The organism is Stenotrophomonas riyadhensis, assembly GCF_040256885.1.
Lineage (GTDB): Bacteria > Pseudomonadota > Gammaproteobacteria > Xanthomonadales > Xanthomonadaceae > Stenotrophomonas > Stenotrophomonas riyadhensis.
The window spans coordinates 97823-122926 of the sequence record NZ_CP155568.1 but is presented as its reverse complement, the minus strand read 5'-3'; the positions used below and the strand labels follow the sequence as shown (position 1 = coordinate 122926).

Genomic DNA, 25104 nt, shown 5'->3' with positions numbered 1-25104 from the left:
TACCGGAGGGCCGTCATCGCTGCCAGCCGATTTAGGCCATAAGACCGATCGACCGGGGCAATCGATGGGGAACGCTGGGTTCTGCCACCGTCAACGAGCCTCCAGGGGCTCAGCCGTGGCCGGCCGCCACCACGGCCAGGGTCAGCCGCGAGATGCATACCAGCCGGCCCTGCTCATCCTCGATACGGATCTCCCACAGCTGGGTGCTGCGGCCCACGTGCAGCGCGCGGGCAGTACCGGTGACCGTGCCCGAGCGTACTGCGCGTACGTGATTGGCGTTGATTTCCAGGCCCACGCAGATCTGCTTGGCCGTATCCACGCACAGGTTTCCGGCACTGCTGCCCAGGGTCTCGGCCAGCACCACCGAGGCACCGCCATGCAGGATGCCGTACGGCTGGCGGGTGCGCTCATCCACCGGCATGGTGGCCTGCAGCCAGTCCTCGCCCGCAGCGCTGAAGACGATGCCCAGGGATTCAATCGCCGTGTTGCGGCTGAGCGCGTTGAGCTGCTCGATGGAAACGGCTTCGCGGAATACCTGGGTCATGCGGGCACCTTCAGAGGATGGGAACGAGGCCGGCGCCGAATGCAGTCAGCATGCGCACCAGCAGCCACTTCGGGCCGACGTTGACTTCGGGGAAGTCGCCGACGGCGACGTAGCAGTTGTGGAACGCCGGGTCCTGCCGGGGCAGCGGCTGCGGACAGTCGGGGCCCGGCTTGAATTCGTAGTCGGTGGCGTAACGCCACGGCCAGAAGTCGAGGATCGGCAACGCTTCGGAGGCCTTGCCGACACTGTAGTTCAGGCCCGACAGCACCGGCGGCTTAGCCCGCGGCGCCACCGTCCACGAGTTCTGCGGATGGGTATCGCGCAGGATGCTCTCGGCCAGCTGCTCGGCAAATACCGGGTCGTCGATGATCACTGCGCCTTCGGTGTTGTAGTTCTCGCTGCGCGGATCGAAGTTGTGGGTGCCGACCACGCCGATGCGGCGATCGACCACCAGCGACTTGGCGTGCAGGCCCATGCGGGCGCCCTTGCGGGTGACCGGCAACGGCTTGTTGACCGCCTTGCTGCCCAGGAACGACGGTCGTGTCTCGGTGCGCAGCAGGCGCGTTTCCACCTCGCTGCCGGCGGCACGGCGACGTTCGCGCGCGTTCTGGTAGGCGCTACCAGTACGCGGATGATTCACCGGCACCTGCTTGCGGGGCGCGGCCAGATCTCCGTCGCTGCCACCACCGGCATTGCTGCCAGCGGCGCTGCCGCCGATCAGCGGATTGCGCCCGCCGTCGTCGTCGCCCTCGGGCGCAGCGATCGGGTCGGGCAGCAGGTTGCGGTAGTCGACCGGTGCATCCAGCGGGAACGGCTTGTATTCGAAGATGTTGAAGCCCAGTTCGCGCATGTTGCGCCGCTTGTACTTGTACGACAGCGCATACACGATCGGGTTGTCGGTGGCCGCCAGGCTGTTACTGGACACCACCACGCGCGGTGGCTGCGGGCGCTTGCGCAGCTCGCGGAACAGTTTCTGTGCCGGCTTGGACAGCACCAGGTACGGCGTCTGCAGGATCACTTCCTTCTGCGCGCCGGCAATGAGTGCATCCAGCTGCGGCTCGGTCACGTGCTGGCCGGCCAGCGGCGCATCGGCCTTCTCTCGGCGATGCTTGCGCGGCAGGTCGGCCACATAGCGCACCGAGGCCACCGGCAGCGCGGTGTCCACGAAGGAACGCGTGACGAACTCGGTATCGTTGGCTTCGGCGCTGACCCGCTGCACCCGTTCCGGGCGCCGGAAGGTGGCCGGTGGTAGCACCGGCACCCCTTCACGCAACAGCGTGCGGCCAACATCGTTCAGGCGTTCGGCCGGTACGCTGCGCTTGGCGCGCCAGAAGGCATCGAAGTTGGCCGCCATCGCCCGCGCCTCCGGCCCCGCAATCATGACGTCGCGGTCGCGGAAGTTGTATTCGCGGTCCCAGTCGTAATAGTCGTCCTGGTAGTTGCGGCCACCCACCACACCGATCGCATCGTCGATCACCAGCAGCTTGTTGTGCATGCGCTGGTTGAAGCGACGGAAGCAGCACAGCACGCTGCCGGCGTAGTCGAAGTAGTTCAGCCGGGCCTTGCCGAAGGTCGGGTTGTAGACCCGCAGCTGGAAGTTCTCGTGGGCACCGGACAATGCACCGAGGATCTGCAGGTCGGAGATCGCCGACAGCTGATCGATCAGCACCCGCACCTTCACCCCGCGCCGCGAGGCGGCCAGCAGTTCGTCGATGACCAGGCGGGCGCTGTCGTCCTTGTCGAAAATATAGGTCTGCAGGTCGATGCTGCGGGTGGCGCTGCGCAGCAGGTTCAGGCGTGCGACAAGGGCCCCCTCGCCCTCGTCCAGCAGGGTGGCGTAGTGGCGCGGCCGCCCGGGGGTGGATTCGGTGAACGCCCGGCCGGCCAGCGCCCGCAGCGGTGAATCCTGTGCGCAGCGGTCGGCGCGCTGGCAATCCACCTGGGTCGAGCGCGCCTGCACGGCGATCGCTTCGGCGCGGTCACGCTCGGCATGGGACAGCGATGCACAACCGCTGCCCAGCAACACGGTTGCCAGCGCCAGTACACGCAGCAGGAGGTTCACGGTTTCGGCGCCTCGCTCAGGCGCGCTCGCAATACGAAGGTCACTCGGTCACTCAAGGCAAGCTGCCAGCTGTCCATTCCATACCGGCCTCGCTGCACGGTACCGCGGCTGACGACGTCGCAATCATAGCCGGGTCGGGCACACTCCGCTTTCTCGACCTTCAGTGTCTCGGGATGGCTGATCCCGCGCAGGGTCAGCCGCCCGTTGATGTCGCCCCCGTCTTCCACGGTCTCCGGCCAGTACGGCAGCGAGTCGAACTCGACCACCGGGTGGCGGCCCGCGTCGAAGAACTCCTCGCCGCGCATCCAGCCGGTGTAGCGCGCCTTGCCGGGGATCTCGACCGAGCGCGTGAACATCTTCAGGTGCACCTGGTGACGGCCATCGGAGAGGATCTCGATGCGGCCTTCGAAGTGTGGGAACAGGCCTTCGATGCGCTGCCCGAAGCGGGTGCGCACCTCGAAACCGATCTGCGAGCGTTGGGTATCCAGGCGCAGGACCCGGTGCGCTTCGGCGACCACCGGCGGCAAGGGCGTTGGCGGTGGCGCCGCAGCCCAGGCCGGTCCGAATGCCAGCAGCACGGGCAGCAGGAAGCGGCTGCGCCGCGCCAGGCTCATTGGATCACGGCCACCAGAACGCGTTCAGGCTGGCCACACCCGGCTCGATCGAGGCCTCGCGCGGGAAGCCGAGCACGGCGATGCCGGCCGGCGGCATGCCACGGTAGTCGCTGCTGGTGCCCTCGGTCATCAGCGCCACCAGGCGCTCCAGGCCCGGGTTGTGGCCGACGACCAGCACCCGGTCGAGGTCGCGGCGGTCGTCCACCAGCGCCGCCAGGGTGCCGGGGGTGGCCTCATAGATACGGTCTTCCAGGCGCTTCTCCACGTAGCCGATGGTGCCGAGCACGGCCTCCAGGGTCTCGCGGGTGCGCCGTGCCGGCGAGCACAGCACGCAGTCCGGCAGCAGGTTGTTTTCCTTCAGCCACTTGCCGGCGGCTTCGGCTTCGGCCAGGCCTACCGGCGACAACGGCCGGTCGAGGTCGGCCTGGCCGGGGGTGGCCGGTTCGGCATGGGCATGGCGCAGCAGGATCAGTTCACGCATCGCGGGTTTCCATGAAGAAGAGGATGCAGCAGAAAGAGTGAGGCAGGCATCAAAGCTTGAGCCAGGACAGCAACGGTTCCCAGTCGGCCTGGTGTTCGCGTACCTGGGCGGAGCGGTAATCGAACAGGCTGCGACCCAGGCCGGTCATGACCACGTAGCTCTGGCTGTCACGCAGCTGCGCGACCACCGGGTACGGCCATTCGGCCAGCATCTGCAGCGCCTGCTGCGAGGTCTGGGTCCAGGGCTTGGTGCGGTTCAGGACCAGCCCCACCGGCAGCTTGCGGCTGTGTACCCGTGGGTTCTGGGCCAGGCTGTTGAGGAAGCCGACGATCGCTTCAATGTCCAGCGCAGACGGCAGCACCGGCACCACCACCGCGTCGGCAGCGTCAAGGAAATGGGGGATATCGTCGGCCAACGCACCGGCGGGTGCGTCGATGATGACGGTGTCGGTGCCGTCGGGCAGCTTCTGCGCCCACTGCTTCTTCCGGTACACGTCGATGGGGAGCACCGCGCTTTCCAGCCCGGCACGCCGTTGCGCCCAGCGGGTGCTGGAGCCCTGCGGGTCGGCATCGGCAATCACCGTGGCCTTGCCCTGCAATGCCGCGTACGCGGCCAGGTGGGTGGCGACGGTGGTCTTGCCCACCCCGCCCTTGGAACCGGCCACCAGGATCGTCTTCATGCCAGCCTCGCTTCCGGGTACGTGCCCCGAGCGTACACCGGCGGTGGTGACGGGAGGTAGCACCGTGCTGAACCTGTGGCCATCGCCTTTGCTATCGTGGCGCCCCCGAAGGATCGAACCGGCATGAGCGAACTGCAGGACCTGAGCGCACTGATCCGCGCCAATACCCCCCTGATCGTGATCGAGACCCAGGACGAGGGTCGCATCGTCGAGCTGTTCCGGCAGACGCTGATGCACGTGTGGCGGGCGCTGCACCGCTGGTCGATCACCGAGGGCCTGCGCCGCATCGACCTGGACAGCGAGGACCCGCCGGTCGGGCCACCCGATGCCAGCGCGGCCCTGCAGATGATCCGCCAGGCCGACCAGCGCGGCGTCTACCTGCTGCTCGATTTCCATCCCTACCTGGGCTATGCCAGCCACCAGCGCGCCCTTCGCGACCTGATCCAGCGCCGCCACAGCGAGCCGCATGTGCTGGTGCTGATCGGTGCCAAGGTGGAGCTGCCGGCCGAGCTGGAAGCGCTGGCGGTGCGCTTCAACCCGCGCCTGCCCGATGCCAATGCCCTGCTGAAGATGCTGCGCGAGGAGGCCGACGCCTATGCGCGCGAGCATGGCGGCCGACGGGTGGAAGTCGACAGCGAGGCGGTGAAGAAGATCCTGAAGAACCTGCAGGGCCTGAGCCTGGTCGATGCCCGGCGCATCGCGCGCCAGCTGATCTACGCCGACGGCGCACTGCGCGACGACGACCTGCCGCAGCTGGCACGGCTGAAGTTCGAGCTGCTCAACCGCAGCGGCCACCTGTTCTTCGAACATGACAGCGCGCGCTTCGGCGATGTGGCCGGCGCCAACCGGCTCAAGCGCTGGATCAACCAGCGGCGGGTCGCGTTCATCGCCGGCTCGGCGCCGGCCGGGCTGGATCCGCCGCGCGGCATGCTGTTGCTGGGTGTGCAGGGCTGCGGCAAGTCGATGCTGGCCAAGGCCACCGCCGCCGGCTTCGGCGTGCCCCTGCTGCGCCTGGACGTGGGCGCGCTGTACAACAAGTACCACGGCGAGACCGAAGCCAACCTGCGCCAGGCACTGGCCTCGGCCGAACAACTCGCGCCCTGCGTGCTGTGGATGGACGAGATCGAGAAGGGCCTGGCCAGCGGTGGCGAGGATGGCGGCGTGTCACGCCGCGTGCTCGGTTACCTGCTGACCTGGATGGCCGAACGCAAGGCGCCGGTGTTCATCGTCGCCACCGCCAACCAGGTGCACGAACTGCCGGCCGAGCTGCTGCGCAAGGGCCGCTTCGACGAGATCTTCTTCGTCGACCTGCCTTCGCCTGACGTGCGCGTGGAACTGCTGCGGCTGCACCTGGGCCGGCGCCAGCTCAACGCCGACGACTTCGCACTGCCCGCGCTGGCGGCGGCCGCGAATGGCTTCTCCGGCGCCGAGATCGAGCAGGCGATCGTGGCTGGCCTGTATGCGGCACACGCCGAAGGCCGGCCGCTGGACACCGAGCTGCTGATGAACGAGATCCGCGCCACGCGACCGCTGTCGGTGCTGATGGCCGAGCAGGTAGAGGCACTGCGGGCGTGGGCGTCGGGGCGGACGGTGTCCGCGGACGACTGAGGGGTTTCCAGCGAACGGCGCAGCCCCTCGTGGCTGGTCGCTCAAAGCAACAGCCGTGGTTGGCCGGGTGGGTAGGCTGCGCAGGGGACGCTGCAAGTACGTCCATGTAAGCTCGGTCGCCGCATCCATGCGGCTCACGCCCCTGCGCAGCCTACCCACCCGGCCCCTGACAGTCTCCGGGGACGATCAGCCACGTGGAAGAAAGAAGAAGAGCAAAAGCGCTTGGCCGGCCGCTCTTTGTAGAGCCGAGCCCACACTCGGCTGCTCTTCGATCAGATATCGAATAGTCGATTCCGTTACAGATTCATCCACGCGTGGCGTGGATCTACCGTGTCGACCAAGGTCGACACCTACCAACAGCTGCCGGAATCTGTCGAAGGCGGGGCACTGTGGGTTTGCGGGGTGTGAGCCGCATGGATGCGGCGACCAAGCCCCCAGGACGGGTTTACGGCGGCCCCGCAAACCCACAGTGCCCCGCCATCCCGCAGGAAGCCCGCTGTTGCTTCAGCTGTTGCCTCTGCGGGTGCCGGGTGCAACCCGGCCGAACCCCTTCCCTCAGGGCCAGGCAGGCGGTGCGGCCGCCCAGGCCTGCTGCACCTCGGCCAGCGACGCGCGCTCATCCTCGCGCCATTGCGGCAGCAGCTGCGCATGGTGGGCACTGGTGCTCCACTGCGTCGGCTCGGTACGCACCGCAGCCGCATACCACTGCACCGCCTCCTGCTTCTGTCCCAGCCGCCACAGCGCCAATGCATAAGTCGGTGGCACCCAGCTCGGCTTCGTGCGCGCATTGCCGGCCGAGGCCAGCCACTGTTCCAGCGCCGCCTCCGGCTTGCCCTGGCGCAGCAGGTCCCAACCGTAGTTCCAGCGCACGCTGCGGCCACTGCTGCTCTGTGCCGGTGCCTCTTTCATGGCCTCGCCATACAGCTGCTCGGCCAGCTCGCCACGGCCCTGCGCGCCGGCCACCGATGCCAGCTGCACCGTCGCTTCCACCGCACGCCGGCCGCGTTCACGCAGCTTGACCAGCTGCGCCACCAGATCATCGCCCTCGCCCTGCACCGCCACCATCGGCGTGGCGGCCGGATCGTTGTCGAAGTAGAACTCCTGTGGTGCCGGCACGGCCGGCGCGGCCCACACCGTGGCCGCTCCCGAGGCCAGCAGCACGCTGGCCAGGATCTTTCCTGGAACTGACATCCCTTCTCCCCAGGCCGCAACTGCAGCCTCCCTCTCTCTCCCCGATCCTAACCCCAGCACCGCCGCGGGCGCGAGTGCCGGGGCCTCGCGGCCCCGCTGCTACAATTCGCGCCTTTCCCGCCGCGTGCCTGCACGCGGCCGGTGCCAGCCGATCCTACCGGGCCAGCCATGACCAGTACCGCGCAACTCACTTCGCCCTCTTCCGCCGACCTGCTCGACCGTGATTACACGCTCGACCACAAGTACACCCGCAGCGAGGGGCGGATCTACCTGAGTGGCGTGCAGGCGCTGGTGCGGCTGCCATTGATGCAGCGGCTGCGCGACGCGCACGAAGGCATCGACAGCGCCGGCTTCGTCAGTGGCTACCGTGGCAGCCCGCTGGGTGGCTTCGACCTGGAACTGTGGCGCGCGCGCAAGCACCTGGACGCGGCCAAGGTGAAGTTCACCCCGGGCCTGAACGAGGACCTGGGCGCCACCATGGTGTGGGGCACCCAGCAGACCAACCTGTTCCCTGGCGCCAACGTGCAGGGCGTGTTCGGCATGTGGTACGGCAAGGGCCCGGGCGTGGACCGCTGCGGCGACGTGTTCAAGCATGCCAATGCCGCCGGTACCTCGCGCTACGGCGGCGTGCTGGCCCTGGCCGCCGACGACCATGCCTGCCGCAGCTCGACGCTGCCGCACGGCAGCGAGGACGAATTCGTCAGCGCGATGATGCCGGTGCTGAACCCGGCCGGCGTGCAGGACATCCTCGACATGGGCCTGCTCGGCTGGGCGATGAGCCGCTATACCGGCCGCTGGGTCGGCTTCAAGACCATTGCCGAAACGGTGGAGTCGTCGGCGTCGGTCGAGGTCGATCCAATGGCGCGCCGCATCGTGCTGCCGGAAGACTTCGAGATGCCGTCGGGCGGCCTCAACATCCGCTGGCCGGACCCGCCGCTGGACCAGGAAATGCGCCTGCACCGCTATGCGGTGAAGGCGGCGCAGGCATTCGCCCGCGCCAATGGCATCGACAAGGTGGTGATGGATGCGCCGCGCGCGCGGCTGGGCATCGTCACCACCGGCAAGAGCTACCTGGACGTGCTGCAGGCGCTGGAATACCTGGGCCTGGATGAAGCCGCGTGCGCCGACATCGGCATCCGCGTGTACAAGGTCGGCATGACCTGGCCGCTGGAACCGCAGGGCATCGCGCGCTTCGCGCAGGGCCTGGAAGACATCATCGTGGTGGAGGAGAAGCGTGCCTTCATCGAGCGCCAGATGAAGGAACAGTTCTTCAACTGGCCGGCCAGCTGGGGCCAGCGCCCGTCGATCGTCGGCAAGTACGACGAGAGCGGCGAATGGATCCTGCCGTCCACCGGCGAACTGACCCCGGCCACCATCGCCGGCGTGATCGGCCGCCGCATCCAGAAGTTCTTCAACAACGAATCGATCGAGCAGCGCCTGCAGTGGATGCAGGAAAAGGAAGCCGAGCTTGCGCTGCCGCGCGCCAGCTTCCCGCGCGTACCGCACTACTGCTCGGGCTGCCCGCACAACACCTCCACCCAGGTGCCGGAAGGCTCGCGTGCGCTGGCCGGCATCGGTTGCCATTACATGGTGACCTGGATGGACCGCAGCACCGACACCTTCACCCACATGGGTGGCGAAGGCGTGACCTGGGCCGGGCAGGCGCCGTTCACCGACACCCCGCACGTGTTCCAGAACCTGGGCGACGGCACCTATTTCCACAGCGGCTCGCTGGCGATCCGCCAGGCAGTCGCCGCCGGCGTCAACATCACCTACAAGATCCTCTACAACGACGCGGTGGCGATGACCGGCGGCCAGCCGGTGGACGGCCCGCTGAGCGTGCCCGACATCGCAAAGCAGATGCGCGCCGAAGGCATCCACACCATCGTGGTGTTGTCGGACAACATCGGCAAGTGGACCGGCCAGCGCGAGCACTTCCCCAGCGATGTCGAGTTCCACGACCGCAGCGAGCTGGACGAAGTGCAGAAGCGCCTGCGCGACGTGAAGGGTGTTTCGATCCTGATCTACGAACAGACCTGCGCCACCGAGAAGCGCCGCCGCCGCAAGCGCGGCAAACTGGAAGACCCGCAGAAGCGCGTGCTGATCAATTCGCTGGTCTGCGAAGGCTGCGGTGACTGCGGCAAGAAGAGCTTCTGCGTGTCGGTGCTGCCGAAGGAAACCGAGTTCGGGCGCAAGCGCGAGATCGACCAGTCCAACTGCAACAAGGACTATTCGTGCGTGAACGGCTTCTGCCCAAGCTTCGTCACCGTGCACGGCGGCCAGCCGCGCAAGGGCAGCAAGCGCGATGCCTCCACCCTGCTGGACAATCTGCCGGCGCCGACCCTCCGCGGCACGCTGGAACAGCCCTGGAACATCCTGATCACCGGTGTCGGCGGTACCGGCGTGGTGACCATCGGCGCGCTGCTGGGCATGGCCGGCCACCTGGAAGGCAAGGGCGCGACCGTGCTCGACCAGACCGGCCTGGCACAGAAGGGCGGCGCGGTGACCACGCACATCCGCATTGCCCGTCGCCCTGAAGACATCCACGCCGTGCGCATCGCCGCCGGCGAAGCCGACCTGGTGGTGGGCTGCGACATGGTGGTGGTCAACGACTACTGGGCCCTGTCGAAGGTGCGCGCCGGCCGTTCGCAGGTGGTGCTGAACACCTACGAAGCGATGCCCGGTACCTTCACCACCCGCCCGGACATGCAGTTCCCCGCCGCCGACATCGTGGCCGGTGTGCGCGTGGCACTGGGCGGCCAGGAGCCGCTGCTGCTGGATGCGACCCAGCTGGCCACCGCGCTGCTCGGCGATGCGATCGCCGCCAACCTGTTCATCCTCGGCTACGCGTGGCAGCAGGGCCTGGTGCCGCTGTCGTTCGAGTCACTGATGCGCGCCATCGAGCTCAACGGCGCCGCCGTGGCGATGAACCAGCAGGCCTTCGCCTGGGGCCGCCTGGCCGTAGTCGATCCGCAGGCCGTGCAGCAGGCCGCCGGCCTGGTGCGCAACCGCCACACCGATACCGAATCCACCCCGGGCCCGCTGCATCCGCTGCCGCCGGGCGAGTGGGAGGGCAACGAATGGGGCGCCACCGCGGCACCGCGCGACACCGGCGACGAACGCGAACTGCGCGGCCTGCCTTCGCACAGTGGCGACGTGGCGTTCCTGCCGCTGGACGATGCCCGCCTGTCGCGCTCGCTGGATGAAATGATCGAACGCCGCGCCGCCTTCCTGGTCGAGTACCAGGACGACGCCTACGCCAACCGCTATCGCGGCCTGGTCGAGCGCGTGCGCGCCGCCGAAGCCGAGCGCATCGGCGGTTCCACTGCGCTGACCGAGACGGTGGCCCGCTACCTGTTCAAGCTGATGGCGTACAAGGACGAGTACGAAGTGGCCCGCCTGTACACCAGCGGCGACTTCCAGCGCCGCCTGCAGCAGCAGTTCGAGGGCGATTACCAGCTGCGGTTCCACCTGGCACCGCCGCTGTTCGCCAAGAAGGACGAGCAGGGCCGGTTGCTGAAGAAGGAGTACGGCCCGTGGATGTTCAAGGCCTTCGGCCTGCTGGCCAGGCTGAAGTTCCTGCGCGGCGGCCGCTTCGACGTGTTCGGGCGCACCGCGGAGCGCCGCATGGAGCGCAAGCTGATCGGCGATTACGAGGCCACCGTGCAGCTGCTGCTGGACGGGCTGGATGACGACCGCCTGGCGCTGGCGGTGGAAATCGCCAGCGTGCCCGAGCACATCCGCGGCTTCGGCCACGTCAAGGAAGCGCATTTCGAGCAGGCCAAGGCGCGCGAAGCCGCCCTGCTGGCGCAGTGGCGCAATCCGAAGGCGCTGCACATCGTGCAGGTGGCTTGAAGGTAGTGCCGGCCGCTGGCCGGCATCCATCCAGGCAATCGGTTGCCGGCCAGCGGCCGGCACTACCGGCGGTTCAGCCCAACCGCCACAGCAGCAGCCGGTTGTTGGCTGGCATCGCCACATCACCCAGGCGGGTGAATCCGTGGTCGGCGGCCAGCGCCTGCACCGCTTCGCTATCGCGGATGCCGCTGCGCGGGTCGCGCGTCTTCAGCCAGGCATCGAACTGCGCGTTGCTGTCGCTGGTGTAGCGGCCGCCGTAGTTGAACGGGCCGTACACCGCCAGCAGCGCACCATGCCGCAGCACCGATGGCAGCGCGCCGAACAGTGCCTGCACGTGCTCCCAGCCCATGATGTGCAGGGTATTGGCAGTGAACGCCGCGTCGAACGTGCTGCCCTCGGGCAACGACAGGCCGGGCGCCGGCGGCAGTTCCACCTGCAGCGGCATCGGCGCCAGCAGGTTCAGCAGCGCCGCCTCCGCGCGCCAGGCCTCGATGCCGGGCAGATGGTCAGGATGATCGCTGGGCTGCCAGCGCAGCCACGGCCAGCGCTCGGCGAAGAACGCCGCGTGCTGTCCGGTGCCGCTGCCGATCTCCAGCAGCCGGTGGCGATCGCCCATCCACGGGTCGAGTGCGGCGGCGATCGGTTCGCGGTTGCGCTCGCAGGCTTCTGAATACGGCTTGCTCGACATCAGGACGGTGTCCAGGCGGGGTCGGCCCCATTGTGCACGAGGGGGTGTTGCTCGGCAGGGCTGCGCCCTGCACCCGCCGAAGCCGAAGCGGGAGCCAGAGCAACGTCAAAAGCTGGCATTCCGTGGGATGGCAGGGTGGGTCCGGTTGCGGGGGACGCCGTAAACCCGTCCTTGGGGGCTTGGCCGCGGCATCCATGCCGCGGACACCCCCGCAACCGGACCCACCCCGCCTTCGACAGTTTCCAGCGATCTGTTGGAACGGCTCTTGGGGTCAGATCCGTTTTCCGCAGGAAAACGGATCTGACCCCGGATTCATTTCGATATCTGACAGATTGTGTCGACCAAGGTCGACACCTACCAACAGCCGCGCGGACAACCATCGCAGTTCCCAACAGCCGCGGAGATCTGTCGAAGGTGGGGCGGTGTGGGTGGGCAGGACCGTTGGCGCCATGGATGGCGCCATCGAGCCCCCAGGGGTGAGGGCGCTTTGCTTGCGAAGCAGTGCTTCGCAAGCGCCCGAACGCACAGCCGCCAGCGGCTGGGCCGGACCGCGGAGCGGGGTTTACGGCGTGTCCTGCCCACCCACACCGCCCCGCCAACCCACGGAATGCCCGCTGTTGCTGTTGCTGTTGCTTTGGCCTCTGCAGGTGCAGGGCTGCAAGCCCTGCCGAAACCCACCCAACCATGACTGCAGTCACTTGCCCGGACGCGCTGCGCTGGCGAAAGTCGAGTGGTTGACGTGATCGGCTCGGCCTGTTGCCGGCCGCACGCAAGCGAGAGAGAGAAACGCTGTGCAACGACGTGAGTTCCTGGCTTTTTCCGGTCTGGGCCTGGCGGGCCTGCTGCTGCCGCATTCCCGTGCCATCGCCGCCGAGCAGCTGCTCGCCCCGGTCGATACCGCCCAGCGCAGGCGCCTGGCGGATGTGGCGCTCGCCGCCGCACGCACCGCCAAGGCCAGCTACTGCGATGTCCGCATCGGCCGCTATCTCAACCAGTCGGTCATCACCCGCGAGCACCAGGTCGGCAATGTGACCAACCGCGAATCGTCCGGTGTCGGCGTCCGGGTGATCGTCAACGGGGCCTGGGGCTTCGCTGCCACCCACCAGCAGACCGAGGCCGCCGTGCGTGCTGCGGTCGAACAGGCGGCGGCCATCGCCCGCGCCAACGCCGGCATCCAGACCCGGCCGGTGCAGCTGGCGCCGACGCCCTCGGTGGGTGAGGTGCGCTGGCAGACCCCGGTCCGCAGGAACGCGATGGCGGTGCCGATCCAGGACAAGGTCGAGCTGCTGCTGGCGCTCAACGCCGCCGCGCTGAATGCGGGTGCCGACTACATCAATTCCACCCTGTTCCTGGTCAACGAACAGAAGTACTTCGCGTCCAGCGACGGCTCGTTCATCGACCAGGACATCCACCGCATCTGGCTGCCGTTCACCGCCACCGCCATCGACAAGGCCAGCGGCAGGTTCCGCACCCGTGCCGGGCTGTCCTCGCCGATGGGCATGGGCTATGAGTTCCTGGATGGCGATGCGCGCGGCAAGGTGCACCTGCCCGGTGGCATTACTGCCTACCGCGATTCCTACGACCCGGTCGAGGACGCCATTGCCGCCGCCCGCCACGCGCGCGAGAAGCTGAAGGCGCCGTCGGTGAAGCCGGGCAAGTACGACCTGGTGCTGGATCCGTCCAACCTGTTCCTGACCATCCACGAGAACGTCGGCCACCCGCTGGAGCTGGACCGCGTGCTCGGCTACGAAGCCAACTACGCCGGCACCAGCTTCGCCACGCTGGACAAGCGCGATGCCGGTTTCCGCTGGGGCAGCGACATCGTCACCTTCTTCGCCGACAAGACCCAGCCGGGCAGCCTCGGTGCGGTCGGCTACGACGACGAAGGCGTGAAGACCCAGCGCTGGGATCTGGTGCGCGACGGCATCCTGGTCGACTACCAGGCCACCCGCGATGAGGCCCATATCCTCGGCCGCGATGCATCGCATGGCTGCAGTTACGCCGATTCCTGGTCCAGCGTGCAGTTCCAGCGCATGGCCAATGTCTCGCTGGCGCCGGGCAAGCAGCCGCTCAGCGTCGAGGACATGATCAAGGACGTGGAGAACGGCATCTACATCCACGGCCGCGGTTCGTATTCGATCGACCAGCAGCGCTACAACGCGCAGTTCGGTGGCCAGCTGTACTACCAGATCAAGGACGGAAAGATCGCCGGCATGGTCGAGGATGCGGCCTACCAGATCCGCACGCCGGAATTCTGGAATGCCTGCACCGCCATCTGCGATGAACGCGACTTCCGCCTGGGCGGTTCGTTCTTCGACGGCAAGGGCCAGCCCGGCCAGGTCTCGGCGGTCTCGCACGGTTCGTCCACCACCCGCTTCAACGGCATCAACATCATCAACACCGCGCGCAGTCTCGGCGCTTGAGCCACCCATCCTTCGACATGGAGAGCAGCCTTGCAAAGACGTGACTTCCTGGCCCTGACCGGGCTTACCGCGGGCGGGCTGATCGTGCCCTCCTTCTTCGGCAAGGCGATTGCCGCCGAACAACTGCAGAGCACGCTGGACCTGGGGCTGAAGAAGCGCCTGGCCGACGCCGCCCTGCAGGCCGCACGCAGCGCCGGTGCCACCTACTGCGACGTGCGCATTGGCCGCTACCTGCGCCAGTTCGTGATCACCCGCGAGGACAAGGTGCAGAACGTGGTGAACACCGAGTCCACCGGCGTGGGCATCCGCGTGATCGTCAATGGCGCCTGGGGCTTCGCCGCCACCAATGCGCTGGGCACCGCCGACGTGGCCAGGGCCGCGCAGCAGGCCGCGGCGATCGCCAAGGCCAATGCCGGCGTGCAGACCGCTCCCGTACAGCTGGCCAAGGCGCCGGGCGTGGGTGAGGTGAGCTGGCGCACGCCGATCCGCAAGAATGCAATGGAGGTGCCGATCAAGGACAAGGTCGGCCTGCTGCTGGACGTCAACGCCGCAGCGATGGGCGCCGGCGCCAGCTTCGTCAATTCGATGCTGTTCCTGGTCAACGAGCAGAAGTACTTCGCGTCCACCGATGGTTCCTACATCGACCAGGACGTGCACCGCATCTGGGCACCGATGACGGTCACCGCCATCGACAAGTCCAGCGGCAAGTTCCGCACCCGCTCGGGCCTGTCCTCGCCGATGGGCCTGGGCTACGAGTACCTGGATGGCGCCGCCGCCGGCAAGGTGGTCAGCCCCAATGGCGTGGTCAACTACAGTTCTTCCTACGACATGAAGGAAGACGCCATCGCCGCGGCCAAGCAGGCGCAGGAGAAGCTGAAGGCACCGTCGGTGAAGCCGGGCAAGTACGACCTGGTGCTCGACCCATCGCACACCTGGCTGACCATCCACGAATCGATCGGCCACCCGCTGGAACTGGACCGCGTGCTCGGCTACGAAGCCAACTACGCCGGCACCAGCTTCGCCACCCTGGACAAGCGCGAACAGCATTTCCAGTACGGCAGCGAGCTGGTCAACATCTTCGCCGACAAGACGCAGCCGGGCAGCCTCGGCGCGGTGGCATACGACGACGAAGGCGTGAAGTGCAAGCGCTGGGACCTGATCAGCAACGGCAAGCTGGTGGACTACCAGACCATCCGCGACCAGGCCCACATCCTCGGCAAGACCGAGTCCGACGGCTGCTGCTATGCAGATTCGTGGTCCAGCGTGCAGTTCCAGCGCATGGCCAACGTGTCGATGGCACCGGGCAAGAAGCCGCTGAGCGTGCCCGACCTGATCAAGGACGTGGAGAACGGCATCTACATCATCGGTGACGGTTCGTTCTCGATCGACCAGCAGCGCTACAACGCGCAGTTCGGCGGCCAGCTGTTCTACGAGATCAAGAACGGCCAGATCACCCGCATGCTGGAAGACGTGGCCTACCAGATCCGCACGCCGGAGTTCTGGAACGCCTGCACCGCCGTGGCCGACGAGCGTGACTACCGCCTGGGCGGTTCGTTCTTCGACGGCAAGGGCCAGCCGGGCCAGGTCTCGGCGGTCTCGCACGGTTCGTCCACCGCGCGCTTCAACGGCATCAACGTCATCAACACCGCACGCAGCCTCGGCTGACCGGTCAGGAGCCCTTACACCATGAGTATCTTCACCGAAGCCCAGGCCAAGGCCATCCTCGACAAGGTCATCGCCCTGTCCAAGGCCGACGAGTGCACCGCCGTGCTGGCCGGCGCGATCAGCGGCAACATCCGTTTCGCACTGAACAACGTCTCCACCAGCGGCATCGTCGACAACACCGAGCTGGCGGTCACCGTCGCCTTCGGCAAGCGCGTCGGTACCGCATCGATCAACGAGTTCGACGATGCCGCGCTGGAGCGCGTGGTGCGCCGTGCCGAAGACCTGGCCCGCCTGGCCCCGGAGAACCCGGAGTTCATGCCGGCCATCGGCAAGCAGAGCTACCGCGCCAGCCCGACCTTCAGCGAATCCACCGCAGCGATCGATCCGGCGTTCCGCGCCAAGGTCGCCGCCGATTCGATCGCCCCGTGCCGTGGCCACGGCCTGATCGCCGCCGGCTTCCTCGAGGACGGCCAGGGCTTCCAGGCCACCGCCAACAGCAATGGCAACTTCGCCTACCAGCGCACCACCAACTTCGATTACACCTGCACCGTGCGCACCGAAGATGGCCGCGGTTCGGGCTGGGTCGGCCGCAACCTGAAGGATGCGGCGGACTTCAAGGCCGACCAGGACGTCCGCATCGCCATGCGCAAGGCCACTGAATCGGCCGAAGCCAAGGCGCTGGAGCCGGGCAAGTACACGGTGATCCTGGAGCCGGCCGCGGCCGCGGGCCTGATCAGCTTCATGATGAACTTCTTCAGCGCACGCTCGGCCGATGAAGGCCGCAGCTTCCTGTCGAAGAAGGGCGGTGGCAACAAGCTGGGCGAGCAGGTCTACGACCCGCGCGTGACCATGATCGCCGACCCGTGGCATCCGGACGCGCCGGTGCTGCCGTGGGACGGCGAAGGCATGCCGCGCGAGCGCATGGCCATCATCGAGAACGGCAAGATCGCCAACCTGGACTACTCGCGCTTCTGGGCACAGAAGCAGGGCAAGACCGCCAAGGCAACGCCGGGCAACCTGCTGATGAGTGGTGGCGACAAGAGCACCGCCGAGCTGGTGCGCGGCACCCAGAAGGGCATCCTGGTCACTCGTACCTGGTACATCCGCATGGTGGATCCGCAGACCGTGCTGCTGACCGGCCTGACCCGTGACGGCACCTTCTACATCGAGAACGGCCAGATCAAGCACCCGGTGAAGAACTTCCGCTTCAACGAATCGCCGGTGATCATGCTCAACAACATCGAAGAGCTGGGCAAGCCGGTGCGCGTGGCCGGTGATGAATCCAGCTACGTGATGATGATCCCGCCGATGAAGCTGCGCGATTTCACCTTCACCTCGCTGTCCGACGCGGTCTGATGGATCGCCGGGCCTGCCTGCGCTGGTTGGCCGCTGCCGCTTCGGCGGCGGCGCTGCCAGCCTGGGCGCAGTCAGGCCCGCGCAGTTCGCGCTACGACTTCTGGTTCACCCGCCTGCAGTACGACTCCGGCGACTGGGACGTGGACGCGCGCATGCCGTCCAACCTGATCACCTCGCTGATCGACTACACCTCATTGCGGGTGGATCCGCAGGAGCATGTTGTCGCACTGGCCGACCCACGCATGCTGGAAGCGCCGTTCTGCTACCTGGCCGGACACACCTTGGTGGAGTTCAACGCCGCCGAGCGGCAGAACTTCGTGCGCTACGTGCGCAATGGCGGCTTCGTCTTCGTCGACGACTGCAACCACGATATCGACGGCCTGTTCGCCACCTCGTTCGAGGCGCAGATGGGTCGCCTGTTCGGTCCGAAGGCACTGCAGAAGCTGCCCAACAGCCATCCGCTGTACCGCAGTTTCTTCCGCTTCCCCGATGGCCCGCCCGCCACCAGCTTCGAACTCAACGGCTGGGGCGACGACCTGGTGCACGACTACCTGAAGGGCATCGAGGTCGATGGCCGCCTGGGCCTGCTCTACAGCAACAAGGACTACGGCTGCGAGTGGGACTACGACTGGCGCAACAAGCGCTTCCTGGCCGAAGACAACACCCGCTTCGGCGTCAACATCGTGATGTACGCGTTGAACAATTGATAGGACCTGCACGCCCATGACCTCCCCCGACCTCGATTCCCTGCTGCCGCGCCTGCACGATCTGCGCGCCGCGCTTGCACGCGCAGTGGTGGGCCAGAACACCGTGGTCGAACAGCTACTGATCGGCCTGCTGGCCGGCGGCCACTGCCTGCTGGAAGGCGCCCCGGGACTGGGCAAGACCCTGCTGGTGCGCTCGCTCGGGCAGGCGCTGGAACTGCAGTTCCGGCGCGTGCAGTTCACCCCCGACCTGATGCCCAGCGACATCCTCGGTACCGAGCTGCTGGAGGAAGACCACGGCACCGGCCATCGCCATTTCCGCTTCCAGCAGGGCCCGATCTTCACCCACCTGCTGCTGGCCGACGAACTCAACCGTACCCCGCCCAAGACCCAGGCCGCGCTGCTGGAAGCGATGCAGGAGCGCACGGTCAGCTACGCCGGCACCACCTACGCATTGCCCGCACCGTTCTTCGTGCTGGCGACGCAGAACCCGATCGAGCAGGCCGGTACCTACCCGCTGCCGGAAGCACAGCTGGACCGCTTCCTGCTGCACGTTCTGGTGGATTACCCCAGCGAAGACGAGGAACGGCAGATTCTGGAACAGACCACCGGCGGCGCCACCGACGCGGTGCCGAAGGTGATGGATGCCGAGGCCGTGATCGCCCTGCAGGCCGCAGTACGCCAGGTGCATGTCAGCCCGGATGTGCTGGCCTGGATCACCCGCCTGGTGCGCGCCAGCCGCCCCGGCGAAGGCGCACCGGCGGCGATCAACCAGTGGGTGAAATGGGGCGCCGGCCCGCGCGCCGGGCAGTCGCTGGTGCTGGCGGCGAAAGCACGCGCACTGCTGCAGGGCCGCTTCGCCGCCACCCGCGAGGATGTGCAGGCACTCGCCACGCCGGTGATGCGTCATCGCCTGCTGCTGTCGTTCGCCGCCGAGGCCGAGCAGAAGCGTGCCGACGACGTGGTCGCCGCCCTGCTGCAGGCCGTGCCGTTCCCGGGTTGAGCCACGCGTGAACGCAGGTGCCCCGCTGACGTTGCCACCGGAACTGCGTGCGCGCCTGCGCACGCTGCGGTTGCGGCCGCGCCTGGCCAGCGGCGCAAGCGGCATCGGCCAGCACGCCAGCCGCAGCCGCGGTGCCGGTCTCGAATTCGCCCAGTACCGTGCCTACGAGCCGGGCGACGAACTGCGCCAGATCGACTGGAAGCTGTACGCCCGCTCGGATCGTTTCTTCGTGCGCGAATCCGAACGCGAAAGCCCGATCACGGTCTGGCTGCTGCTCGATGCCACTGCTTCCGCCGGCCAGGCCGATCGCGCGGCACCGCAGCGCACGCGCCTGGACCACATGCGCGGCGTGGCCGCGTGCGTGGTGGAGCTGGCCCTGCAGCAGGGCGACCGTTTCGGCCTACTGGCGATCAATGGCGATGGCCTGCAGCTGGTGCCCGCAGCGAACGGCGCACGCCAGCGTGATCGCGTGCATCTGCAACTGCATGCCCTGCAGGCACGCGGTGGCTGGCCTGCGGCCGATCGCCTGCGTCCCCTGTGGGAGCGCGTACGCCCGGGCGACCTGCTGCTGGCAATCGGTGATGGTTTCGACGAGGCCGGCATCACGCTGCTGGAGCAACTGGCCAGCGCACGCCGCGAAGTGGCACTGCTGCAGATCCTGACCGCCGACGAGCGCGACTTCCCGTTCGACGCCGGCCATCGCTTCCGCGACCCCGAGACCGGCGAGGAACTGCTGGGCGATGGTGCGGCGATCCGCGCCGACTACCTGCAGCGCTTCGCCGACGCACGCAGTGCGCTGCAGTCGCGCCTGCAAGCCAGCGGCATCGCCAGTGCCACCGGCTGGCTCGACCAACCGTTGGACCAGCCGCTGCAGGCACTGTTTGCCCGTGGGGGCGGCGGATGAACCTGCTGTTCCCGCTCGGCCTGGCTGCGCTCGCCGCATGGCTGCTGCCGCTGCTGATCCACCTCGCCCGCCGCCATCCGTACACACCGCTGGATTTCGCCGCGCTGCGCTGGCTGCGTGCACAGATCCGGCCGCGCCAGCGCATCCGCTTCGATGACTGGCCATTGCTGCTGGTGCGCCTGCTGTTGCTGGCCGCGCTCGCCTTGCTGCTGGCACGACCCGCATTGACCGGGCCCGCGCCAGCCCCCGCTGCGTGGACGGTCGTTGCTCCAGGGCTGGACGCGACCGCACTACGCGGGACCGCCGAAGCGGGCAACTGGCATTGGCTGGCGCCCGGTTTCCCGGCCATTGATCAAGTGCCACCTGCGTCCACGGCCTCCCTGCCCAGCCTGCTGCGCGAACTGGATGCACAACTGCCCCCGGGCACCGCATTGACCGTGCACGTTCCCGATCCCCTGCCCGGCCTGGACGGCGCACGCCTGCAGCTGTCGCGCGACGTGCGATGGCACACGCAGCCGATGCCGGCCACTGCGCAACCGAGTGCCGCGACGTCGCCGCGCCTACGCGTGCACAGCGATGCTTCGGCCACTGCCCAGCACTGGTTGAACGCACTGCAACGCGCGTGGGGTGTGCAGGCACCGCCCTCGCCCTTGGCCGGGGATGCTGTGCCCGAGCGCGGCGAAATCGGCGTGTGGAGCCGCAGCGATGCACTGCCAGCACACTGGCAGGCGTGGCTGCGCGATGGCGGTCGTGTCATGACTGCCGGCAAGCCTGCTGCCAGCGCCAGCATCCTGCTGCGCGACGCCCAAGGCGCACCGCTGCTGTGGCAGCAACGCATCGGCCACGGCTATGTGCTGGCGCTGCCGGGTGACTGGAATGCCGCCAGCAACGCTGCGCTGCGCGATCCGCAGTTGCCGCGTGCCCTGCTGCTGGCGCTGCAGCCGCCCACGGCTCCGCGCCTGGGCGATGCACGTGACCAGGCACCGCGCCGAACCGCATTGCCTGCTGCAACACCGCCGCTGCGAGAGCCGACGCCTTGGCTGTTGCTGGCCATCGTGCTGCTGTTCGCGCTGGAACGCTGGATGGCCAGCAGTAGCCGACGCAGGGGGCCCGCATGAACACCCTGCAGCACGCCTGGCAACGCGCGCGCCGCCGCCATGCGCTCGTCACCCTGCTGCTGGGCCTGCCGTGGGCGCTGGCCGCAACGGTGCTGGCGCTGCGCCTGGCGGGCTTCGACATCGCCTGCGTGGTCGGCACGATCGGCCTGCTCGCCTGCGCGGCCCTCGCCACTGCACGCGCCCGCCGGCTGGACCGCCAGTGGCTGCAGCGCCAGCTCGATGGCAGCGGCGCCAGCGAGGACAGTGCCGACCTGCTGTTCGCCGATAGCGCCACGCTCAATCCGCTGCAGCAGCGCCAGCGCGCGCATGTGCAGGCCACGCTGGAGCGCGCGATGCCGGAACTGCGTCCGCGCTGGCCGCGTGGGGCGTTGGCGCTGTGCTGGATCGCTGGCCTGGCCATCGTTGTGCTGGCACTCGGCTGGCCACGTTCGAATCCCGGTTCCGCGCCTGCCCGCACGTCGGCGCCTGGCAGCACCGCCGCCGCGGGCCCGCTGCACCTGCAGTCCACCCGCCTTCGCATCGACGCGCCGGCCTATACCGGCCAGGCCACGCTCACCCAGAATGCCTTGGACGCCAAGGTCGCCGCCGACAGCCGGCTGTCCTGGTCCCTGCGCTTCGACCGCGCACCGGACAAGGCATGGCTGCAGTTCCACGATGGTCGCCGGTTGCCACTGAGCGAGCACGATGGCCAGTGGCAGGCGCAGGATGTGGCACGCACGCCGGTGCTGTACCGCGTGGTGAGCGAACCGGCACTGGCAGAGACCCGCCTGCATCGGCTGGATGTAGTGGCTGACCGCGCACCCAGCGTGCGCGTGCTGGAGCCCGCGGCCAGCCTGGTACTGGGCACGCCCGGGCAACGGCAGTGGGCATTGCGCTTCGAGGCCAGCGACGATTACGGCGTGGCCGTGCAGGCAACGCTGTCGATCACCACCACCCAGGGCAGCGGTGAGAACATCACCTTCGTCCGCCGCAGCGTCAGCCTCACCGGCAATGGCGAGCCGACCGCACGGCGCTTCGCGCATACGCTGGATCTGGCTGCATTGGGCGCGCAGCCGGGCAACGATGTGATCGCCCAGCTGGAAGTGCGCGACAACCACACACCCACGCCGCAGACCGGGCGCAGCAGCAGCGTGATCCTGCGCCTGCCCAGCGCCGAGGTCGCGCTCGGTGCGGAGCTGGAAGGCCGCATCAAGAAGACCCTGCCTGCGTACTTCCGCAGCCAGCGGCAGATCATCATCGATGCTGAAGCCTTGATCCGGCAGCGTCGCAGTCTGGCTGCGGAAGGCTTCGTGAAGCGCAGCGATGCGATCGGTGTCGACCAGCGCATCCTGCGCCTGCGCTATGGCCAGTTCCTGGGCGAGGAAAGCGAAGGTGCGCCGAAGCCACCGCCGACCAGCGACCTGCCCACCAGCGATACGCCGGCCGCAGACGACCACGATCACGATCACGACCATGGCGCCGGGGCCGGGGCCGGAGCGCACGATGAGCATGGCCACGATCACGGCGGCAAGGCGTCCAATGCCGATACGCCACCGGTGTTCGGCAGCGACACCGACGTGCTCTCCGAATACGGCCACACCCATGACCACGCCGAGGCGACCACCCTGCTCGATCCGCAGACCCGCGCCACGCTGAAGGCCGCGCTGGACCAGATGTGGTCGGCCGAAGGCGAGCTGCGCCAGGGCCGACCGGAGCAGGCGTTGCCCTTCGCCTACAAGGCACTGGGCTTCATCAAGCAGGTGCAGCAGGCCGAGCGCATCTATCTGGCCCGTGTCGGACCGGAGCTGCCACCGATCGATGAGGGCCGCCGCCTCGGCGGTGACCGTGCCGGGCTGGCCAGTCGTGAACTGCCGCTGGCCGCCCGCACCCTGCCCGATCCAGCCATCGTCGAAGCCTGGCAGCGCCTCGGCGATGACACCGACGCGCCGGATCTGGATGCGCTCGCGGCCTGGCAGCAGCGCAACGCCGCCTACCTGCCCGATGCACTCGATCTGGCTGCGGCCATCGAGCAGCTGCGCATCGAGCCCGGTTGCCACGACTGTCGCCAGCGCCTGCGCGCACAGTTGTGGCGGGCGCTGCAGCGTCCGCTGCCGCAGGCGATGCGGCGCAGTGCCGCCGATGCGATGGGCCAGCGCTACCTCGACGCGCTGGAGGCGCAGCCATGAACGCCTCCGCTGTGAACCTGTGGATTGCGCTGGCCCTCGCCCTGATCGTGGTCATCGCCAGCGTGCGCCAGCTGCGAGGAAACACCGCGCACCCCGGCCGCCGGTGGATCGTGATCGCACTGCAGATCATCGTCGCCGCGCTGCTGTATTTCTGCCTGGTGCCGCCCACCCGCCAGCAACCTGCAGGCGGGCTGGTGGTGCTCGGAACCGATGCCGGCAAGGCCGGCGCGCTCCCGGCCAGCGAAGGCCCGCTGTTGCTGTTGCCGGAAGCTGCCGATGTGGCCGGCGCACAGCGCGTTCCCGACCTGGCCACCGCGCTGCGCCAGCATCCGGCGTCCACGCTGACCCTGGTCGGTGCGGGCCTGGTCGCGCGTGACCGCGACGCGGTGCTGCCACCGGATGTACGTTGGCAGGCCGCACCGGAGCCGCGCGGCTGGATCGTCCTGCAACCCCCTGCCGATGCCGCACCCGGTGCTCGTTTCGACGTGCACGCACAGGCGCGTGGTGCTGCAAAGGCGAAAGCCGAACTGCTCGACCCGGCGGGCAGCGTGGTTGATCGCACGGCGGTTGCCGAAGACGGCCGCGTGCAGCTCAGCGGCATCGCCCGCGCCGAAGGCCGCAGCGTGTTCCAGCTGCGCCTGCTCGATACCGAAGGCCATGTGGTGGACAGCGCGCCGGTGCCGCAGCAGACCCTGCCGGCCGCCCCCATACGGCTGCTGGTGCGTGCCAGTGCGCCGGGCCCGGAGTTGAAGTACCTGCGCCGCTGGGCCGCCGATGCCGGCATCCGCGTGCAGGTGCAGGCCGATACCGGCGCTGGGCTCAGCGTGGGTGATGGCGCGGTTTCGCTCGATGCTGCAACACTGGCACGCAGCGACCTGCTGCTGCTGGACGAACGCAGCCTGGCAGCGTTGAGTGCAGGCCAGCTGGCTACCGTGCGCCAGGCGCTGCGCGAGGGACTCGGCGTGCTGGTGCGCAGTGCAGGCGCACCTTCGGCCAGCGCGCGCCAGCGACTGCGCGATCTGGGCCTGCCAGTGCTGGGCGATGGCAGCAGCCACCTCCTTGAACTTCCCGGCGATGGCGAAAGCACGATCCTCGCCGCACGACGCGGCCCGCTCGCCGCCGGCACGTTGCCGACCGGCTACGGTGAGGAGGCCGACCGCCGTTCGCACAGTGCCACCCTGCCCGCGCTGGAAGCCCTGGCGCTGCAGGTGCCGGGCAGCAGCGCGCTGCTGCAGGATCGTGCTGGCAACGCCATCGGCGGCTGGCGCGCGGCTGGCAAGGGCCGCATCGGCCTGCTGCCGATGACCGACAGCTGGCGCTGGGTGCTGGCCGGGCGCGACGACCGCCACGGCGAACTGTGGAGCAGCGTGGTGGCCACGCTGGCGCGTGCACAGGGCAGCGCTGATGCGCTGTGGTCACCGCAGCCGATCAGCTGGGCAGGCGAACGGCAGACGCTGTGCGGCGTGCAGGCGCCGCTGCAGGTCTTCAACGAAGGTGGCGACGGAGTACCGCTGGTCGTCGATGGCGCGACCTCGACCCTGCGCTGCGCCGGCTGGTGGCCACGTGACGCAGGCTGGCAGCGCCTGCAGCATGGCGACAGCATCGTCTGGCGCTATGTGTTCGACCCAAGAGCCGCGACCGTGCTGCATCGGCAGGCAATGATCGATGCGACGACTCAGGCGTTGGTCTCCAGCACGCCGGCGAACGCATTGGTGATGCAACCCGTGCCAGGATCGCGCTGGCCGTGGTGGCTGGCGTTCGTGCTGTGCGCCTCGCTGCTGTGGTGGCTGGAACGGCGGCGCATGCACGCCCCTCGATTGACGCAACCAGCACCGTAGGGCAGGCGACGGCAGGTAGCCCCCTCCTCGATAGTCCGCCTCTGCGCATATCAACAACAGGCGTGCCCGGATCGGGCAGTGCCGGAACCGCTGGGTTTGCCCTGTACCGGCCACCCAAGGCAGACTGGTACGCGGACGGACAGCTCCATTGGAGGGAGCCATGATCGACACGATGTCGTGTGCATCACGCACATTCCCATTCCCAT

Annotated in this window: 18 protein-coding genes; 11 read left to right on the top strand and 7 right to left on the bottom strand. The window is 68.2% G+C overall.

The annotated features are described in order from the left end of the window. Nucleotides 1–109: 109 nt before the first annotated feature. From SriyCCGPB3_RS00485 to SriyCCGPB3_RS00465, 5 genes are read right to left on the bottom strand one after another with little or no spacing between them, the layout of a single operon-like run. On the bottom strand, nt 110–544 hold the full coding sequence (locus tag SriyCCGPB3_RS00485; protein WP_010487227.1) for a hotdog fold thioesterase: 435 nt from the start codon (nt 542–544) through the stop codon (nt 110–112). A 10-nt stretch (nt 545–554) separates the two neighbouring features. After that, nucleotides 555–2606: a phospholipase D-like domain-containing protein gene (locus SriyCCGPB3_RS00480; RefSeq protein ID WP_180855020.1), complete on the bottom strand. Its 2052-nt coding sequence runs from the start codon at nt 2604–2606 to the stop codon at nt 555–557. Next, entirely contained in the window at nt 2603–3220 is a 618-nt protein-coding gene (locus SriyCCGPB3_RS00475) for a YceI family protein (protein WP_153856694.1), read from the bottom strand. The genes SriyCCGPB3_RS00480 and SriyCCGPB3_RS00475 overlap by 4 nt, the downstream gene beginning before the upstream one ends. Nucleotides 3221–3224: 4 nt before the next feature. Next, nucleotides 3225–3701 carry a SixA phosphatase family protein gene (locus SriyCCGPB3_RS00470; RefSeq protein WP_110710681.1) on the bottom strand — a complete coding sequence of 159 codons (477 nt, stop codon included), beginning with the start codon at nt 3699–3701 and terminating at the stop codon, nt 3225–3227. Nucleotides 3702–3750: 49 nt separating this feature from the next. Then, nucleotides 3751–4380, bottom strand: a complete 630-nt coding sequence (locus SriyCCGPB3_RS00465) for a ParA family protein (protein ID WP_005420986.1) — start codon at nt 4378–4380, stop codon at nt 3751–3753. A 123-nt stretch (nt 4381–4503) separates the two neighbouring features. Here SriyCCGPB3_RS00465 and SriyCCGPB3_RS00460 point away from each other — a divergent pair, with 123 nt between their 5' ends. Beyond that, on the top strand, nt 4504–5988 hold the full coding sequence (locus SriyCCGPB3_RS00460; RefSeq protein WP_071228822.1) for an AAA family ATPase: 1485 nt from the start codon (nt 4504–4506) through the stop codon (nt 5986–5988). Between the two features lie 555 nt (nt 5989–6543). Here SriyCCGPB3_RS00460 and SriyCCGPB3_RS00455 read toward each other — a convergent pair. Continuing rightward, the gene (locus SriyCCGPB3_RS00455) at nt 6544–7179 is read right to left on the bottom strand and encodes a tetratricopeptide repeat protein (protein ID WP_110710679.1); all 636 of its coding nucleotides are present in this window, start codon (nt 7177–7179) and stop codon (nt 6544–6546) included. A gap of 168 nt (nt 7180–7347) precedes the next feature. Between SriyCCGPB3_RS00455 and SriyCCGPB3_RS00450 the strand changes: the two genes are divergently transcribed. Next, nucleotides 7348–11034 (top strand): indolepyruvate ferredoxin oxidoreductase family protein, encoded by a 3687-nt coding sequence (locus SriyCCGPB3_RS00450; RefSeq protein WP_350259728.1) that lies wholly within the window; start codon nt 7348–7350, stop codon nt 11032–11034. A 73-nt stretch (nt 11035–11107) separates the two neighbouring features. Here SriyCCGPB3_RS00450 and SriyCCGPB3_RS00445 read toward each other — a convergent pair whose 3' ends face one another. Further along, on the bottom strand, nt 11108–11722 hold the full coding sequence (locus SriyCCGPB3_RS00445) for a DUF938 domain-containing protein (RefSeq protein ID WP_350259727.1): 615 nt from the start codon (nt 11720–11722) through the stop codon (nt 11108–11110). A gap of 791 nt (nt 11723–12513) precedes the next feature. Here SriyCCGPB3_RS00445 and SriyCCGPB3_RS00440 point away from each other — a divergent pair. The 9 genes from SriyCCGPB3_RS00440 to SriyCCGPB3_RS00400 are packed head-to-tail and all read left to right on the top strand — an operon-like array spanning nt 12514 to nt 24898. Further along, entirely contained in the window at nt 12514–14145 is a 1632-nt protein-coding gene (locus SriyCCGPB3_RS00440) for a TldD/PmbA family protein (protein WP_350259726.1), read from the top strand. 30 nt (nt 14146–14175) lie between these two features. Then, nucleotides 14176–15810 carry a TldD/PmbA family protein gene (locus SriyCCGPB3_RS00435; RefSeq protein WP_110710676.1) on the top strand — a complete coding sequence of 545 codons (1635 nt, stop codon included), beginning with the start codon at nt 14176–14178 and terminating at the stop codon, nt 15808–15810. Nucleotides 15811–15831: 21 nt separating this feature from the next. Then, entirely contained in the window at nt 15832–17166 is a 1335-nt protein-coding gene (locus SriyCCGPB3_RS00430; RefSeq protein WP_153856689.1) for a TldD/PmbA family protein, read from the top strand. Continuing rightward, complete coding sequence (locus SriyCCGPB3_RS00425; RefSeq protein ID WP_049398588.1) at nt 17166–17873, top strand: DUF4159 domain-containing protein; 708 nt, start codon at nt 17166–17168, stop codon at nt 17871–17873. The genes SriyCCGPB3_RS00430 and SriyCCGPB3_RS00425 overlap by 1 nt, the downstream gene beginning before the upstream one ends. 16 nt (nt 17874–17889) lie before the next feature. After that, the gene (locus tag SriyCCGPB3_RS00420) at nt 17890–18873 is read left to right on the top strand and encodes an AAA family ATPase (RefSeq protein WP_153856688.1); all 984 of its coding nucleotides are present in this window, start codon (nt 17890–17892) and stop codon (nt 18871–18873) included. A gap of 7 nt (nt 18874–18880) precedes the next feature. Continuing rightward, nucleotides 18881–19777, top strand: a complete 897-nt coding sequence (locus SriyCCGPB3_RS00415) for a DUF58 domain-containing protein (protein ID WP_248858634.1) — start codon at nt 18881–18883, stop codon at nt 19775–19777. Further along, nucleotides 19774–20895, top strand: a complete 1122-nt coding sequence (locus SriyCCGPB3_RS00410) for a BatA domain-containing protein (protein ID WP_153856687.1) — start codon at nt 19774–19776, stop codon at nt 20893–20895. Before SriyCCGPB3_RS00415 ends, SriyCCGPB3_RS00410 begins: the two co-directional genes overlap by 4 nt. Then, entirely contained in the window at nt 20892–23060 is a 2169-nt protein-coding gene (locus SriyCCGPB3_RS00405) for a hypothetical protein (RefSeq protein ID WP_153856686.1), read from the top strand. The genes SriyCCGPB3_RS00410 and SriyCCGPB3_RS00405 overlap by 4 nt, the downstream gene beginning before the upstream one ends. Further along, a complete protein-coding gene (locus SriyCCGPB3_RS00400; protein WP_153856685.1) occupies nt 23057–24898 on the top strand; it encodes a hypothetical protein in 1842 nt (613 codons plus the stop codon). Before SriyCCGPB3_RS00405 ends, SriyCCGPB3_RS00400 begins: the two co-directional genes overlap by 4 nt. Nucleotides 24899–25104 lie beyond the last annotated feature (206 nt).

Excerpts from the sequence above, each read along its gene's own strand:
- SriyCCGPB3_RS00410 (WP_153856687.1), top strand. The coding sequence starts at position 19,774 with ATGAACCTGCTGTTCCCGCTCGGCCTGGCTGCGCTCGCCGCATGGCTG.
- SriyCCGPB3_RS00470 (WP_110710681.1), bottom strand. The coding sequence starts at position 3,701 with ATGCGTGAACTGATCCTGCTGCGCCATGCCCATGCCGAACCGGCCACC.
- SriyCCGPB3_RS00400 (WP_153856685.1), top strand. The coding sequence starts at position 23,057 with ATGAACGCCTCCGCTGTGAACCTGTGGATTGCGCTGGCCCTCGCCCTG.
- SriyCCGPB3_RS00425 (WP_049398588.1), top strand. The coding sequence starts at position 17,166 with ATGGATCGCCGGGCCTGCCTGCGCTGGTTGGCCGCTGCCGCTTCGGCG.
- SriyCCGPB3_RS00460 (WP_071228822.1), top strand. The coding sequence starts at position 4,504 with ATGAGCGAACTGCAGGACCTGAGCGCACTGATCCGCGCCAATACCCCC.
- SriyCCGPB3_RS00420 (WP_153856688.1), top strand. The coding sequence starts at position 17,890 with ATGACCTCCCCCGACCTCGATTCCCTGCTGCCGCGCCTGCACGATCTG.
- SriyCCGPB3_RS00430 (WP_153856689.1), top strand. The coding sequence starts at position 15,832 with ATGAGTATCTTCACCGAAGCCCAGGCCAAGGCCATCCTCGACAAGGTC.
- SriyCCGPB3_RS00405 (WP_153856686.1), top strand. The coding sequence starts at position 20,892 with ATGAACACCCTGCAGCACGCCTGGCAACGCGCGCGCCGCCGCCATGCG.
- SriyCCGPB3_RS00455 (WP_110710679.1), bottom strand. The coding sequence starts at position 7,179 with ATGTCAGTTCCAGGAAAGATCCTGGCCAGCGTGCTGCTGGCCTCGGGA.
- SriyCCGPB3_RS00485 (WP_010487227.1), bottom strand. The coding sequence starts at position 544 with ATGACCCAGGTATTCCGCGAAGCCGTTTCCATCGAGCAGCTCAACGCG.
- SriyCCGPB3_RS00445 (WP_350259727.1), bottom strand. The coding sequence starts at position 11,722 with ATGTCGAGCAAGCCGTATTCAGAAGCCTGCGAGCGCAACCGCGAACCG.
- SriyCCGPB3_RS00450 (WP_350259728.1), top strand. The coding sequence starts at position 7,348 with ATGACCAGTACCGCGCAACTCACTTCGCCCTCTTCCGCCGACCTGCTC.
- SriyCCGPB3_RS00475 (WP_153856694.1), bottom strand. The coding sequence starts at position 3,220 with ATGAGCCTGGCGCGGCGCAGCCGCTTCCTGCTGCCCGTGCTGCTGGCA.
- SriyCCGPB3_RS00465 (WP_005420986.1), bottom strand. The coding sequence starts at position 4,380 with ATGAAGACGATCCTGGTGGCCGGTTCCAAGGGCGGGGTGGGCAAGACC.